The sequence below is a fragment of the Pseudoalteromonas sp. PA2MD11 genome, assembly GCF_017808125.1.
Taxonomy (GTDB): domain Bacteria; phylum Pseudomonadota; class Gammaproteobacteria; order Enterobacterales; family Alteromonadaceae; genus Pseudoalteromonas; species Pseudoalteromonas simplex.
On record NZ_JADKNF010000009.1, the window covers coordinates 12,795 to 28,357 of the forward strand.

The window sequence follows — 15,563 nt, forward strand, 5'->3', positions numbered from 1 at the left end:
AATTTCTAGTCTTTAAGCGAGCAGCTCAACGTTAGGCAACTCGCTTTCCTTTAAAGCTCACCTCTTATCCCTTGCATCTGTGTGTGACTTGCTTACAATCAAGCAAAATAACTTTAAGAGATAAAGCACATGCAAGCGAATGTAAAATGGGTAGAAGGCGATACGTTTATTGGCCTTTCAAATTCAGGTCATAATGTAGTTTTTGATGCAGGTAGCGATAGTGCTGCGCCAAGCCCAATGGAAATGGTTTTAATGTCAGCAGGTTGTTGTTCATCTGTTGATGTTGTTAGTATTTTAAAAAAAGCCAAGCAGTCATTTTCTGATGTGCAAGTTAAGCTAACAGCTGAGCGTGCTGAATCAGCGCCTCGCGTGTTTACTAAGATTAACCTACACTTTGTGGTTACCGGTGATAATGTCTCTGAAAAGCACCTTGCAAGAGCGGTACAACTGTCTGCTGAAAAGTATTGTTCTGTAGCCTTAATGCTTGATAAAACAGTAGAAATTACGCATAGTCATGAAGTTGTGCAAGAACAGGTAAAATAACGCTTTTTCCGAGCAGAAAATTCGTATAAAATCCGCGAACTTTTATTTCTGCTGGTGCAGGTTTCACTCGTTTTAAGGTTGGTTTAGCATGAATAAACCCTTCGATAAAATTAAGCTTCATGGCTTTAATAACTTAACTAAGAGCTTAAGCTTTAGTATTTACGATATTTGTTACGCAAAGACGGAACAACAGCGTAAAGAATATATTGAATATATCGACGAACAGTACAGTGCTGATCGCCTTACCGATATTTTAGGTGAAGTTGTGGATATTATTGGCGCAAACATTCTAAATGTTTCTCGCCAAGATTATGATCCGCAAGGTGCCAGCGTGACAATCTTGATCTCTGAAGAGCCAATTGAGCAACAAACAACGTATGACGTTGATGAGGCGCCGGGCCCTCTTCCTGAAACAGTAGTAGCGCACTTAGACAAGAGCCACATCTGTGTTCACACATACCCAGAAGCACACCCTGATGATGGTATTTGTACGTTCCGTGCTGATATCGAAGTATCAACGTGTGGCATTATTTCGCCATTAAAAGCGTTAAACTTCTTAATTCACAGCCTTGAGTCTGATGTTGTAACAATTGACTACCGCGTACGTGGTTTTACTCGTGACGTAGATGGTGTTAAACACTATATCGATCACGCAATTAACTCAATTCAGAACTACATGACTGAAGATACCAAAGAAGCGTACCAAATGATGGACGTGAACGTGTATCAAGAGAACTTGTTCCACACTAAGATGATGTTAAAAGAAACTGACTTGAATACTTACCTATTCGGTGTTTCTACAGCAGATCTTTCTGAAGAAGAAGAAGAAGTTATCTACTCTAAGCTGACCCGCGAGATGCAAGAAATCTTCTATGGTCGCAACTTACCAGACACTGAGTAAGTCACTATAGCTTTAAAGAAACGGCGCGTAATGTAAGTTACGCGCCGTTTTTTTATGCCTCATTGACTGCACTTATCTGTCCTTATATGCTGATTAAAAGGCCAATTTAAGGATAGATATGTCAGTTGTTCTCTCGCAGTCAGTATTTTTAGCAGAGCAAGTGCGTGACCATGAAGGACCCGCAGCTAAGCGTTCTGATATCACCTTGTATGAGCTTATGGAGCGAGCAGGGCTGGCGACTTATCAGCAAGCTAACAGCTATTTTCCTAAAGCAAGAACATTCGTTGTGTTAGCGGGCGTTGGTAATAATGCCGGTGATGGTTATGTTGTTGCTCGTTTAGCTAAACAAGCGGGCAAACAGGTTACGGTTATTGCAGCAATACCTGATAAACCGCTCAAAGGTGATGCGCTCAGTGCTCAGCAAGCTTGGCTCGACGAAGGAGGGGAAATAACTGCTGATGCCAGTGCTATTGAGCGTGCAGATATCATTATTGATGGCCTGCTTGGCACGGGAATTCAAAGCGCGGTGCGCGAGCCTTTTTCACAGCTGATTAAAGCTGCCAACGAAAGCCAAGTGCCGATAGTTGCTATTGATCTACCTTCAGGCATACATGCCGACACAGGTGTCGTACAAGGAGTGGCAATAAAAGCCGCGCTCACTGTGACTTTTGTGGGGATTAAACAAGGTTTAGTGACAGGGCAAGGTAGAGCGCATGCAGGGACATTTGAGTTTAATGATTTAGGTATTGAAGATGCCTTTTTAAAACTGACATCACCCACGGCAGAGCTTATCAATTATCAGACACAGCCGAGGCTTTCTGATCGCGATAACAACAGCCATAAAACCAGCCATGGTAAATTGCTGTGTATTGGTGGTAATTCAGGGACTGCAGGCGCTATTCGTTTAACTGCAGAGGCAGCGCTTCGCACCGGTGCGGGCATGGTCAAAGTGTATACCCATAGCAGTTCTATTTTGCCAGTGAGTATTGGCCGGCCGGAATTAATGGTGACAGATACAAACCTGATTAGCGCCCTAGAGTGGGCAACCTGTGTGGCTATTGGCCCAGGGCTTGGTCAAGACACTTGGTCGGAAACAACCTTTGAAACCGTCATGCAGTATTGCTTTACTAATAACAAGCCTCTGGTTATTGATGCAGATGCACTTAATTTAATGGCTCAGCATGCTTCGTCATTTCCATTGGCTAATACCGTTATTACACCACACCCCGGTGAGGCTGCAAGGTTACTTAATTGTCGCGCTAGTGATATTGAAGAAAATCGCTTTCATGCAGTAAAGCAGCTCGCACGTAGCTATACCACTACTTGTGTACTCAAAGGTGCTGGCAGTTTAATTGCTGATAATAACCAAACATGGGTGTGTACCGACGGTAACCCTGCACTTGCGGTTGGTGGCAGTGGCGATGTATTAACAGGTATCATAGCGGCACTAATCGCACAGGGGCTTACTCCTCAGCAAGCAGCTTGCTTAGGCGTAACCTTACATGCAAAAGCCGGTGATATTGCCGCAGAACGTGAAGGCGAAAGAGGCATGTTAGCGAGTGACTTGTTTGTGATAGTGAGGGAGTTGGTTAACTGAGCCGTCAGCCGTCAGCCGTCAGCCGTCAGCCGTCAGCCGTCAGTTTCTGATAGCTGACAGCTTAAAACTGATAGCTAAAAGAAAACCCAGCCGGGGCTGGGTTTTTAAAGCGAGGTGCTTAGGAGGTGATGTTTATCACATCATGCCGCCCATACCACCCATGCCGCCCATGCCGCCCATATCTGGAGCAGCTGGCTCATCTTTCGGGATTTCAGCAACCATTGCTTCAGTTGTGATCATAAGACCCGCGATTGAAGCTGCGTATTGTAGTGCAGAACGCGTTACTTTAGTTGGGTCTAAGATACCCATTTCGATCATGTCGTTGTACTCGCCTGATGCTGCGTTGTAACCGTAGTTACCTTCACCGCCTTTTACTGAGTTAACAACAACAGATGCTTCGTCACCTGCGTTAGTTACGATTTGACGAAGTGGTGCTTCCATCGCACGTAGTGCAACTTTGATACCGTGGCTTTGGTCTTCGTTGTCGCCAGCAAGTTCAACAAGTTTGCTTGCTACGCGAACTAGTGCAACACCACCACCTGGTACAACACCTTCTTCAACCGCTGCGCGAGTTGCGTGTAGTGCATCTTCAACGCGGTCTTTTTTCTCTTTCATTTCGATTTCAGTTGCTGCGCCAACTTTGATTACTGCAACACCGCCAGCTAGTTTAGCCATACGCTCTTGTAGTTTCTCTTTATCGTAGTCAGACGTCGCTTCTTCGATTTGTGCTTTGATTTGTGCAACACGACCATTGATGCCGTCTTCTTCGCCTGCACCGTCGATGATTGTTGTATCATCTTTAGTGATCACAACGCGCTTCGCTGTACCTAGGTCTTCGATTGTCGCTTTCTCTAGCTCTAAACCGATTTCTTCAGAAATAACAGTACCACCTGTTAACACTGCGATGTCTTGTAGCATTGCTTTACGACGGTCGCCAAAACCAGGTGCTTTAACCGCAGATACTTTAACGATACCGCGCATGTTGTTTACAACAAGTGTTGCAAGTGCTTCACCTTCAAGGTCTTCAGCAATGATAAGTAGTGGCTTGCTAGCTTTAGCTACTGCTTCTAATGTAGGTAGTAGCTCACGGATGTTAGATACTTTTTTGTCTACAAGTAGAATGAATGGGTTGTCTAGCTCTACAGCGCCTTTTTCAGCGTTGTTGATGAAGTATGGAGAAAGGTAACCGCGGTCAAACTGCATACCTTCAACTACGTCTAGTTCGTTTTCTAGTGACTGACCTTCTTCAACAGTGATAACGCCTGAATCACGGCCTACTTTTTCCATTGCTTCTGCAATGATGTCACCGATTTCTTTATCAGAGTTAGCAGAAATAGTACCTACTTGTGCAATTGCTTTAGTGTCTGCACATGGAACAGAAAGTGCTTTAAGCTCTTCAACTGCCGCAGTAACTGCTTTGTCGATACCGCGCTTAAGGTCCATTGGGTTCATACCCGCTGCAACTGCTTTTAAGCCTTCGTTTACGATAGCTTGCGCTAATACTGTTGCAGTTGTTGTACCGTCACCTGCAGCGTCATTCGCTTTAGACGCTACTTCTTTAACCATTTGTGCGCCCATGTTTTCGAACTTGTCTTCAAGCTCGATTTCTTTTGCAACAGATACACCATCTTTAGTGATCACTGGAGCGCCGAATGATTTGTCTAATACAACGTTACGGCCTTTAGGACCTAAAGTTACTTTTACTGCGTTTGCTAAAATGTTTACGCCAGTTAGCATTTTGCCACGTGCGTCACCTGCAAAAAGTACTTCTTTTGCTGCCATGATTAAATTCCTCTTAAATTCTGTAAACGGGTTGCTAAACGAAAAGTAGGATTAGCCTACAATGCCTAGAATGTTATCTTCACGCATGATCAGGTACTCTTGACCTTCGATCTTTTCAGCTTTTTCAACATAAGAGCCGAACAGCACAGTGTCACCGGCTTTAACTTCTAATGCTCTTACTTCACCGTTGTCTAAAACACGGCCATTACCAACAGCGATAACTTCTCCGCGAGTTGATTTTTCAGCTGCAGAGCCAGTTAATACAATACCGCCAGCAGACTTAGTTTCTTCTTCTAGACGCTTAACGATGACGCGATCATGTAAAGGACGAATGTTCATTTATTTAGTTCTCCTAACAGTTTCTGAACAGTACAGAAAAAATCTTGTGTTATTGCAGGGGAGTGCTAAGCCACCCGTTGCGTTTCATTGCATTCATTAATGGGGGTGGCTTAAAAAAATCCAAGTAAAAAAATTAAAAAATTTTAATCTTTTCGCTCAAATTCACCATCAATAGTTGTAGGTTGATGGTTTGGCTCTTCATGAGTGGTTGTTTTACTATGGTATTGGAAGTGTGCAGAGCCTTGATTTGCCTGCGAACTCATGCGCACAGTCGCTTGACTAGCAAGGCCTGCAGCCAGTTTGTTACGGATTGCTGGCGTAAGTAGTAAAAAGCCAAAAAAGTCAGTCATGATGCCTGGTGTCATTAATAAAACACCGGCGATAATCACACATAATCCAGTAAATAATTCTTTTGCAGGCATTTGCCCTTGTGCCATTTGTAATTGCACGTTTTGAATCGCGCCCATACCTTGCTGCTTCACTAATTTCGCACCGACAATCGCGGTCACAATGACAAGCGCTATGGTGGCAAAGCCGCCGATCACTTCACTCACTTGGATGAGTAACGCGATCTCCACAATCGGCACTAAAATAAATAACAAAAACAAAAATCTAAACATAACGCTCTCTAAAAAATGTCATTCTCTTTCGAGTCAGTGAAATATAAATTGGGGTGAGCAGGTCATTTTTCAAGACGGAACCTAGGATCACCTTGCTCGCTACACATTATAGTTACTATCGGCTACTATGGTGCGACTCACGTAATCAAATAAAGGTTCCTTATGACTACGCATTTTCGACTTATTTTTACGACTTGTGCAAATGAGGCTGAAGCCCGTCAGTTGGCACAACATCTAGTTAAAGAAAAGCTAGCTGCTTGTGTGAACATTTTGCCTACTATTGAATCTATTTACATGTGGGAAGGCGAGGTAACTCAAGCTATTGAGAGTAAGTTACTGATCAAAACTAAGTCAGAAAAAATGAATGAGGTGATCCAAACTATCAAGAAATTGCATAGTTATGAGGTGCCTGAAATTCAGGTCGTTGATGTGGCTACGGGCAATTTAGCCTATTTTAATTGGATGGATGAGGTACTTAATTAATGCGATCGTTCCTTTTATTACTTTGTGCATTGTGGCTTATGCCAGCAAGTGCAAGTAATAACAATTTACTTGGAAATCTACTACAACCTGCGGAGCAAACATTTCTCCCGGTTGATCAGGCGTTTGTTTTCGATTTTGACCAGCAAGGCAAAACCTTATTTATTGGCTGGGATATTGCGCCTGATTATTACCTTTACAAAAAGAAAGTCGAAATTATTGCCAAAGGCGCTGATATTGAAGTTCCTGATCTTGGCAAGGGCGTGATTATTGAAGATGAATTTTTTGGTAAGACCGAGGTATTCTTTGATTCGTTAAGTGTGGTTTCTAAGCTCAGTAACGTCACAGAAGGTGCAGTTGTTAAAGTGCGTTTTCAAGGCTGCGCCGAAGCAGGGTTATGTTATCCGCCAGAAGTTAGAACCATTCCTTTATCTGTGATTGCAGGTGAGCAAGTATCACAGACTGCAGATGCGGGGAACGCATTAGCGGCATTAACACAAGCAGCTGATACAAATGAAGCATCATCAGCGCCCTCTCAAGAAGCATCAGAACCAGCAGGTGAGCAGTCGTATACTGATAAGCTGGCATCGCAAGGTTTACTAACGAACCTAGTAATCTTCTTTTTAGTGGGTATTGGTCTTGCCTTTACGCCATGCGTATTCCCAATGTTTCCGATTTTGTCGAGCCTTATAGCGGGTCAGCAGAATTTGTCGACTAAAAAAGCGTTCTCGCTGTCTTTTGTGTATGTACAAGGTATGGCCGTTACTTACGCAGCACTGGGCTTAGTGGTTGCATCATTAGGTGGGCAAGTACAAGGGTATTTACAGCATCCAACGGTACTGATTAGCTTTAGTATCTTATTTGTATTGCTGGCAATGTCGATGTTTGGCTGGTACGAAATCAAATTACCTAGCGGCATGATGAATAAACTCACTCAGGTTAGTAACCAGCAAAAAGGCGGCAACTATGTTGGCGTATTTATGATGGGTGTACTGTCTGGTTTGATTGCCTCACCGTGTACAACAGCACCTTTGTCTGCTGCTTTACTTTATGTGGCGCAAAGTGGTGACTATCTAGTTGGTGGTTTAACACTTTATGTGCTCAGTTTAGGCATGGGCTTACCGTTATTATTATTGGGGACTTCTGGCGGTAAATTACTACCAAAAGCAGGTGGTTGGATGGAGCAAGTGAAAACCCTATTTGGTTTCATCATGCTGGTCGTGCCGCTTATTCTGTTAGAGCGTATTGTTGATATTGAAATCATCTGGTTAATGGCGGGTTTATTAGCACTTGCTACAGCGCTTTATTTACACCATTGGCAAAGTGGTCAATCACAGGGCAAGCTAAAAACAGCATTGTGGTTTACTGCTACCTTATTGGTTGTAACTGGGGCGAGTTTAACGAAAAGTTATTTCTGGCCAAGTAAAGCGGTGGTTGGAGAAGCTGCTGTGCAAACACATGGTTTTAGACAAGTTGCTAATCTAAGTGAATTAAAAGAAGAAATTGCACAGGCAAGTAGCGAAGGGCGCTTAGTGATGGTCGACTTATATGCCGACTGGTGTGTTGCCTGTAAAGAGTTTGAGCACTACACGTTTCCTGATGCTAAAGTGCAAGAGCAGTTTGCTCACTTTGAATTAATTCAAATCGATTTAACAGAAAGCGATGCAAAAACAATTGAGCTAATGGAAGAATACACGGTATTTGGGTTGCCGAGCATTTTGTTCTTTGATAGCCAAGGTAATGAGCTTTTAGAGCAACGTGTAACAGGCTTTTTAAATGCCAAAGACTTTGCAGAACATTTAGCAAAAGTACGAAATACCGCTAAATAAACGCAAACGTGCAAGAAAATAGCAAAACGCCACTCAACTGAGTGGCGTTTTTGTATCTACATCGTAAAAAATACTTATTTTAAGTGAAAAATGGCAAATTCACTGATTGAAGCTCAATTAATCAGCAGGAAAACGCTTAGAATGACCCTGTTGTGTGCCTTGCTATGCTTGACTTTGCCACGAATAGGCAGTGATTAGACCAGTATTTTGCTGCTATTTACGTCGAAATATCTATAATAGGTGGTTAACGTGAGAAATAGTTGCTATTTTACATCAGCACGCTTAGGTTAAGCGTGGGTTTATGATGAATATGGTTAAACTGCTTACTTATAGGATATATCGCGTATTATGGCTGCAAAATTCAAACTTTTAGTTCTAAATGGGCCAAATTTAAACATGCTTGGCAAGCGTGAACCAGAAAAGTACGGTACTCAATCTCTTGATGAGATTATAGCTGAACTTAGCCTGGTTGCTGCCGGTCTCAATGTTGATTTAACGCATTTCCAAAGTAACAGTGAAGCTGCATTAATAGAACGCATTCACGATGCATGGCAAATGGTTGATGCAATAATTATCAATCCTGCTGCATTTACGCATACAAGCGTAGCCTTACGGGATGCATTACTCAGTGTAAACATTCCCTTTTACGAGGTGCATTTAAGTAATGTGCATGCTCGAGAAGCATTCCGTCATCATTCGTATTTTTCGGATGTGGCACAAGGCGTCATTATTGGATTAGGAGCAATGGGTTATAAGGTGGCACTTGAAGCTGCTGTTAGCCGGTTGCAAAACACACATTAATTTTTTAAATAACTAACAGGCGGGTCGTTCAATGGATATTCGCAAGATCAAAAAACTTATCGAACTAGTAGAAGAATCTGGTATTGCTGAATTAGAAATCACTGAAGGTGAAGAGTCAGTACGCATCAATCGTAACAACATGTCTGCAGCACCTGCAATGCAGTATGCACCACAGCAGTTTGCAGCACCTGCACCAGCAGCGGCTCCAGCTCCAGTAGCAGAGGCACCAGCAGCAGAAGCGGCTGCTCCAGCTGCACCGACTGGCCATCAAGTTAAATCTCCTATGGTTGGTTCATTCTACTCAGCGGCTTCTCCAGAAGCAGCACCATACGTAGAAGTAGGTTCTAAAGTAAATGTTGGCGATACGTTATGTATCGTTGAAGCAATGAAGATGATGAACCAAATCGAATCTGATAAAGCAGGCACAGTAAAAGCTATCTTAGTTGAAAATGGCGAGCCAGTAGAATTCGATCAACCTTTATTCATCATTGAATAATAGCGCAACAAAAGGCCAACTCTATGTTAGATAAAGTAGTCATTGCAAACCGAGGTGAAATTGCACTTCGCGTACTGCGCGCCTGCAAAGAGCTTGGGATCAAAACTGTTGCTGTGCATTCAACGGCAGACCGTGATCTTAAGCACGTGTTACTGGCAGACGAAACAATTTGTATTGGTAAACCAGCAGCCACTGAAAGTTACTTAGATATTCCGCGCATTATTGCAGCGGCAGAAGTAACAGACGCAGTTGCTATCCACCCAGGTTATGGTTTCCTTTCTGAAAATGCAGACTTTGCTGATCAAGTTGAGCAAAGCGGCTTTGTATTTATCGGTCCTAAAGGCGACACAATTCGTTTAATGGGTGACAAAGTTTCTGCAATCGAAGCGATGCGTAAAGCCGGTGTACCTTGTGTACCAGGTTCTGATGGCCCATTAACGGCAGACAGTGAGCGCAATATTCAAATCGCTAAGCGTATTGGTTACCCTGTAATCATTAAAGCAGCAGGCGGCGGCGGTGGTCGTGGTATGCGTGTTGTTCGCAGCGAAAAAGAACTGATTGATTCAATCGCTCTTACTCAGCAAGAAGCTAAGCAGTTCTTTGGTAATGGCATGGTTTACATGGAAAAATTCCTTGAAAACCCACGTCACATCGAAGTTCAAGTACTTGCAGACGGTCAAGGCAATGCAGTTCACTTAGGTGAGCGTGATTGTTCAATGCAACGTCGTCACCAAAAAGTTGTTGAAGAAGCGCCAGCGCCAGGTATCACAGCTGAAATGCGTAAGTTTATCGGTGACCGTTGTACTCGTGCATGTATCGAAATTGGTTACCGCGGTGCAGGTACGTTCGAATTCTTATACGAAAACGGCGAGTTCTATTTCATCGAAATGAATACCCGTATTCAGGTTGAGCACCCAGTAACAGAAATGGTCACTGGCGTTGACTTAATCAAAGAGCAGCTAAAAATTGCAGCGGGTCAACCATTATCATTCACACAAGAAGATGTGGTTATTCGTGGTCATGCAATTGAGTGCCGTATTAATGCGGAAGACCCAGACACCTTTATTCCATCACCAGGTAAAATCACGCGATTCCACCCTGCTGGCGGTTTAGGTATTCGTTGGGACAGCCACATCTACGCAGATTACACAGTACCACCTCATTACGATTCAATGATTGGTAAGCTGATCTGTTACGGTGAAAACCGTGATGTAGCTATTGCTCGTTCACGCAATGCGTTAAACGAATTAGTGATCGATGGTATCAAGACCAACACACCACTGCACAAGAAAATCTTGGCAGATGAGAACTTCCAAAACGGTGGTACAAACATCCACTACCTTGAGAAGAAACTAGGTCTGTAAACAAAATTCTGTTTAAGCTAAAAAGCCGGCAACTTTGCCGGCTTTTTTTTGTCAAATTAGTCATAAGAGTGATTCTCGCCTTACAAAATATTCTGGTATGATTAACAAAGTAATGTGTTTTTAGTTTTTCATGAGGTAATAATGACCGACAGTGTTGGTTTTCCACTCGCTGATGAAGCAGCAACGGTTAATATGGGTAAGCAACTTGCAACCTTAATGGAGCAAGGAGCAGTCATCTACTTACATGGTGATTTAGGTGCCGGTAAAACGACATTAACCCGTGGTATCGTGCAAGGTTTCGGTCATCAAGGTAAGGTTAAGAGTCCAACTTATACACTGGTTGAGCCTTACCAATTAGCTAAAGCTGATGTATATCACTTTGATTTATATCGCTTAGGTGACCCTGAAGAACTTGAATATATGGGAATTCGTGACTATTTTTCACCACAGGCTATTTGTGTTGTGGAATGGCCTGAAAAAGGCGGCGAATTTATTCCAACACCAGATCTTGATATCACCCTACGCTATGAAGGCGAGGCGCGTGCTATTACAATTAATAGCTTAACCGAGCGTGGTAAGGCTATTGTTCAGCAACTTACGAGCGCGCAAGAATAAACATATAAAAATAAAGGTGTATTAGTAAAAATGGGTCGTTGTACGTTTAAACTATTAACTACTTTGATGTTATTGGTTGTTAGCCAGATTGCGCTTGCACAAAATATCATTAATAGCGTACGAGTGTGGCCCTCACCTGACAGCACTCGAGTGGTCTTTGATTTAAACGATAAGCCTGATTTCAGCTATTTCATGCTGAAAAACCCAGCTCGTTTAGTGATTGACTTAAAAAATACCGACAAACTAGATAGCTTGCCTGCTATTCCTCAAAAGCATCAGATTGTTTCAAAACTGCGTTACTCAAAACCTAAAGATAGCAAAAGTGTGCGCTTTGTTTTTGAGCTAGCCCGTGCCAGCAAACCAGTGGTATTTGCTTTACTACCTACCGATCCCTACAAGCATCGTTTAGTGGTTGACCTTGTTGATAAAACACCGAAGGCAGAACCTGTTGCTTCGACCAATACCAGTGTGAAAAAACGCGAACTCAATCAAGAGCGCGATATTGTTATTGCCATTGACGCAGGTCATGGTGGTGAAGACCCAGGTTCAATTGGCCCGTCAGGCACTTATGAAAAAGACATTACGCTACAAATAGCGAAGCGCTTAGAGCGAATGATAGATGCTGAAAAAGGCATGATTTCGCGTATGGTGCGCCGCAGTGACTACTTTGTAAATTTAAACACCCGTACTAGCATCGCCCGTAAGAAAAAAGCTGATTTCTTTGTGTCGATTCATGCGGATGCCTTTACTAGCCCGCAGCCAAACGGTGCCTCAGTGTGGGTGCTATCACTGCGCCGTGCAAATTCAGAAATTGGTAAATGGATTGAGGATAAAGAAAAACACTCAGAGCTTTTAGGTGGTGCAGCTGGGGGTATTAAAAGATACTGCAAGCGAAAAATATTTAGCACAAGCACTGCTAGATATGTCGATGGATCACTCGATGAAAACAGGTTTTAGTGTCGCAGAAGAGGTGGTTAGCGAATTACGAAAAGTGGCTAAAATGCATAAAAAACGCCCGCAAGCGGCGAGCCTTGCGGTATTGAAATCACCCGATATTCCGTCTATTTTGGTCGAAACAGGGTTTATTTCGAATCCGCGTGAAGAGCGAATGCTAAAAACGGCGCAGCATCAGGAGCGCTTAGCTAAAGCAATTTTCACCTCGATTAAAAATTACTACATGAAGAATCCACCAGATGATTCACTATTTGCTAAGTTAAAGTCGCAGTTTCCGACTAAACACAAAGTTCGCCCTGGTGAATCGTTAAGTATTTTAGCAAGCAGATACAACACCTCTGTAAGTAAGCTAAAAACGGCCAACAACTTAAAATCGAATACCTTATTTATTGGTCAAGAGCTTGATATTCCTCAAAGCTAGTCAATTTTCGTGTTAGGAACACTATGAGTATAGAAATACTACCCGCGCGATTGGCTAACCAAATTGCTGCGGGTGAAGTGGTTGAACGCCCAGCATCCGTTGTTAAAGAGCTGGTAGAAAACAGTTTAGATGCTGGCGCAACGCGCATTCAAATAGATATTGAGCGTGGTGGGCATAAGCTAATTCGTATCCGCGATAATGGCTCTGGCATTAATAAAGATGAGCTAACATTAGCCTTGTCGCGCCATGCTACGAGTAAGCTTAAGTCACTCGATGATCTTGAGAACATTTGCTCACTGGGTTTTCGTGGTGAAGCGTTAGCATCAATTAGTTCTGTTTCTCGCTTAACCTTAAGCTCAAAGCCAAAGCAGCAAGAGGCTGCATGGCAAGCGTTTGCTGAAGGTCGCGATATGGCGGTGCAGATTAAGCCAACGGCACACCCTGATGGCACCACCTTTGAGGTGAAAGACTTATTCTTTAATACCCCTGCGCGCCGTAAATTTCTTCGCACCGAGAAAACTGAGTTTTCACATATTGATGAGCTTATTAAGCGTATTGCGCTGAGTCGTTTTGATGTCTCTATCACCCTGACTCATAATGGCAAGGTCGTGCGTCAATACCGTGCTAAACCAAACCCTGAGCAAGCGATAAGCCGTGTTGCACAAGTGGCGGGAAAAGCATTTAGTGAACAGGGGCTACATATTCAGTCAGGTGAAGCAGGTTTGATGTTGCGAGGTTGGGTATTGCCCGTGGGCTCAACGAATAGCACGCAATATACCTATGTGAATAATCGCATGATGCGCGATAAACTCATTTTGCATGCAATCCGCCAAGCCTTTGAAGAAGTCGCAGGCTCTGAAGAGCTGCCAGGTTTTGTCATTTATATTGATATTGACCCACGTCAGGTCGATGTAAATGTGCACCCAGCGAAACATGAAGTGCGTTTTCATCAAGGCCGTTTAGTGCATGACTTTATTCTACAGGCAATAAAGCAAGTGGTGGTACCGCTTCAGCATGAAGCTGGTTTTACAGAGCATAATGACACTGCTTTTCAGCATGCTTCGTTTGATGAGGCGCACTCAAGCAGCATGCAGCCAAGTTTTACTCAATCAGCGCCAACAGAGCAATATGATTACCCTAAATCTGAATTACAGCCAACACGTTCAGCGAGTTATTCAGGGGCAACAGGAGCAGGGCGCTCTGGCGGTGGCTTTAGTAGCGACAGCCAAGGCCGCTGTAAAACATCGCATCAAGATGTCAATGCTTTTTATCAAGGGATCAGTGAGCAACATGCTGCGCATTTTGACCAAGTACGCCCAGAGCCAAGCGTTACAGCACCGGTTGTTGAGCAAGCTAAGCTTGCCAAACTCATCCACGTACGCGAGGGCGAATGCGTATTTAGTGAAGACAACCAACTCTTTGCTGCGCACTTTAAGCATGCTTTAGCACTCGACTGGCAAGCGCAAGTAGAACAAGCAGGTAGCCTTGATGGCAAAGCCTTGTTGTTACCTGTGCGAGTAAATGCAAGTGCTGATGATATTAGTGCGTTAAATGCTCAGCAGTCGTGGTTTACCTTACTTGGTTTTGATTTAGTAATAGAAAAACAGTTTGTGATGGTTAAAAAGCTTCCGCCTTGCGTGTATTTACTTGATGTAAGTGATGCTATTGAGCGGCTTATTACTGGCTGTAAAGCCTCACCAAGTTCACTCGATGAATGGTTAGCTTGGTTAGCTCAGCAAATCCCAGCACGCTATTACGCAAGCCAAGCCTTTTTGGAGCAAGTGGCTCGGTTAGAAAATAATCCACAAACTATGCAACGTTTACGTCAAAAAGCAGTTAAAATAGAACTATCTCAGTTTTTAAATTAAGCAAGGTATTTAGGCTTGAATAACTTACCCGTCATTTTTTTAATGGGACCAACCGCTGCAGGGAAAACAGATTTAGCAATTTCTTTGTGTGAGCATTTAAACACAGAAATAATCAGTGTTGATTCAGCATTAGTCTATAAAGATATGGACATCGGCACGGCAAAGCCAAATGCCGAAGAGCTTGCTCGTGCCCCGCATCACTTGATTGATATTATTGACCCAGCAGATAGTTATTCAGTGGCAGATTTTCGCCGTGATGCAATTGAAAAGATTGATCTATTTCATCAGCAAGGTAAAGTACCTGTATTGGTTGGCGGTACAATGATGTATTTTAAGTCGCTTATTGATGGCTTATCACCGCTACCAGAGGCATCACCTGAAGTACGTGCTGAACTCGAAAAAGAAGCAGCGCAGTTTGGTTGGCCACATTTGCATAAAGAACTTGTGAAAATTGATCCTGATGCAGCGAAAAAAATGAGCGAAAATGATTCGCAAAGAATTAATCGTGCATTAGAAGTGTATCGTATAACAGGTAAAACAATGACTGAGCTGCAAAAACAAAAGCAGCCTGAGCTTCCTTATACTTTCTATCAATTTGCCATTGCACCTGATGATCGCAGTGAATTACATCAGCGAATTGAGAAAAGGTTTAAAATAATGCTCGATCAGGGGTTTGAAAATGAAGTTTCATCCCTATATAAACGTAAGGATTTACACCCAGACCTACCTTCGATTCGTTGTGTGGGTTATAGACAAATGTGGGATTACATTGCTGGCGAAATTGACTATGATGAAATGGTCTTTCGTGGTATTGCAGCCACACGGCAGTTAGCCAAGCGACAACTGACTTGGTTAAGAGGTTGGCCTGAAGTAATTTGGTTGACTACGGGTGATGAAGAAAACTTGCAACGTGTAGTAAGTTCGCTAAGCTAGTAGTAGCTGGAAGTTTTTTA

At 43.1% G+C, this 15,563-nt stretch carries 14 protein-coding genes and 1 pseudogene; 12 read left to right on the plus strand and 3 right to left on the minus strand.

All coding sequences use genetic code 11. The annotated features are described in order from the left end of the window. Positions 1-129 precede the first annotated feature (129 nt). The 3 genes from ISP07_RS11100 to ISP07_RS11110 all read left to right on the plus strand — a co-directional run bounded on the left by ISP07_RS11100 (position 130) and on the right by ISP07_RS11110 (position 3,041). On the plus strand, positions 130-543 hold the full coding sequence (locus tag ISP07_RS11100) for an OsmC family protein (protein WP_054552421.1): 414 nt from the start codon (positions 130-132) through the stop codon (positions 541-543). Positions 544-631: 88 nt separating this feature from the next. Further along, positions 632-1,444 carry an adenosylmethionine decarboxylase gene (gene speD, locus ISP07_RS11105; RefSeq protein WP_054552422.1) on the plus strand — a complete coding sequence of 271 codons (813 nt, stop codon included), beginning with the start codon at positions 632-634 and terminating at the stop codon, positions 1,442-1,444. Between the two features lie 118 nt (positions 1,445-1,562). Beyond that, on the plus strand, positions 1,563-3,041 hold the full coding sequence (locus ISP07_RS11110) for an NAD(P)H-hydrate dehydratase (RefSeq protein WP_209327655.1): 1,479 nt from the start codon (positions 1,563-1,565) through the stop codon (positions 3,039-3,041). A gap of 135 nt (positions 3,042-3,176) precedes the next feature. Here the strand turns inward: ISP07_RS11110 and groL are convergent, their stop codons facing one another. From groL to ISP07_RS11125, 3 genes are all read right to left on the minus strand, one after another. Next, a complete protein-coding gene (gene groL / locus ISP07_RS11115; protein WP_054552424.1) occupies positions 3,177-4,823 on the minus strand; it encodes a chaperonin GroEL in 1,647 nt (548 codons plus the stop codon). Between the two features lie 51 nt (positions 4,824-4,874). After that, positions 4,875-5,162 carry a co-chaperone GroES gene (locus tag ISP07_RS11120; RefSeq protein ID WP_036973362.1) on the minus strand — a complete coding sequence of 96 codons (288 nt, stop codon included), beginning with the start codon at positions 5,160-5,162 and terminating at the stop codon, positions 4,875-4,877. 143 nt (positions 5,163-5,305) lie between these two features. Continuing rightward, positions 5,306-5,782: an FxsA family protein gene (locus tag ISP07_RS11125; RefSeq protein WP_054552425.1), complete on the minus strand. Its 477-nt coding sequence runs from the start codon at positions 5,780-5,782 to the stop codon at positions 5,306-5,308. 162 nt (positions 5,783-5,944) lie between these two features. Between ISP07_RS11125 and cutA the strand changes: the two genes are divergently transcribed. From cutA to miaA, 9 genes and pseudogenes are all read left to right on the plus strand, one after another. After that, the gene (gene cutA / locus ISP07_RS11130; RefSeq protein WP_054552426.1) at positions 5,945-6,265 is read left to right on the plus strand and encodes a divalent-cation tolerance protein CutA; all 321 of its coding nucleotides are present in this window, start codon (positions 5,945-5,947) and stop codon (positions 6,263-6,265) included. Then, entirely contained in the window at positions 6,265-8,091 is a 1,827-nt protein-coding gene (locus ISP07_RS11135; protein ID WP_209327656.1) for a protein-disulfide reductase DsbD, read from the plus strand. The genes cutA and ISP07_RS11135 overlap by 1 nt, the downstream gene beginning before the upstream one ends. A gap of 348 nt (positions 8,092-8,439) precedes the next feature. Continuing rightward, entirely contained in the window at positions 8,440-8,892 is a 453-nt protein-coding gene (gene aroQ / locus ISP07_RS11140; protein WP_138600159.1) for a type II 3-dehydroquinate dehydratase, read from the plus strand. A gap of 31 nt (positions 8,893-8,923) precedes the next feature. Beyond that, entirely contained in the window at positions 8,924-9,388 is a 465-nt protein-coding gene (gene accB, locus ISP07_RS11145; protein WP_054552429.1) for an acetyl-CoA carboxylase biotin carboxyl carrier protein, read from the plus strand. Positions 9,389-9,411: 23 nt separating this feature from the next. After that, positions 9,412-10,752 (plus strand): acetyl-CoA carboxylase biotin carboxylase subunit, encoded by a 1,341-nt coding sequence (accC, locus tag ISP07_RS11150; RefSeq protein WP_054552430.1) that lies wholly within the window; start codon positions 9,412-9,414, stop codon positions 10,750-10,752. A 141-nt stretch (positions 10,753-10,893) separates the two neighbouring features. Further along, positions 10,894-11,367 (plus strand): tRNA (adenosine(37)-N6)-threonylcarbamoyltransferase complex ATPase subunit type 1 TsaE, encoded by a 474-nt coding sequence (gene tsaE, locus ISP07_RS11155; RefSeq protein WP_054552431.1) that lies wholly within the window; start codon positions 10,894-10,896, stop codon positions 11,365-11,367. A gap of 66 nt (positions 11,368-11,433) precedes the next feature. Next, positions 11,434-12,742, plus strand: a pseudogene (locus ISP07_RS11160) (N-acetylmuramoyl-L-alanine amidase). Between the two features lie 23 nt (positions 12,743-12,765). Then, entirely contained in the window at positions 12,766-14,610 is a 1,845-nt protein-coding gene (gene mutL, locus ISP07_RS11165) for a DNA mismatch repair endonuclease MutL (protein WP_209327657.1), read from the plus strand. 15 nt (positions 14,611-14,625) lie between these two features. After that, positions 14,626-15,543: a tRNA (adenosine(37)-N6)-dimethylallyltransferase MiaA gene (miaA, locus tag ISP07_RS11170; protein WP_082389227.1), complete on the plus strand. Its 918-nt coding sequence runs from the start codon at positions 14,626-14,628 to the stop codon at positions 15,541-15,543. Positions 15,544-15,563 lie beyond the last annotated feature (20 nt).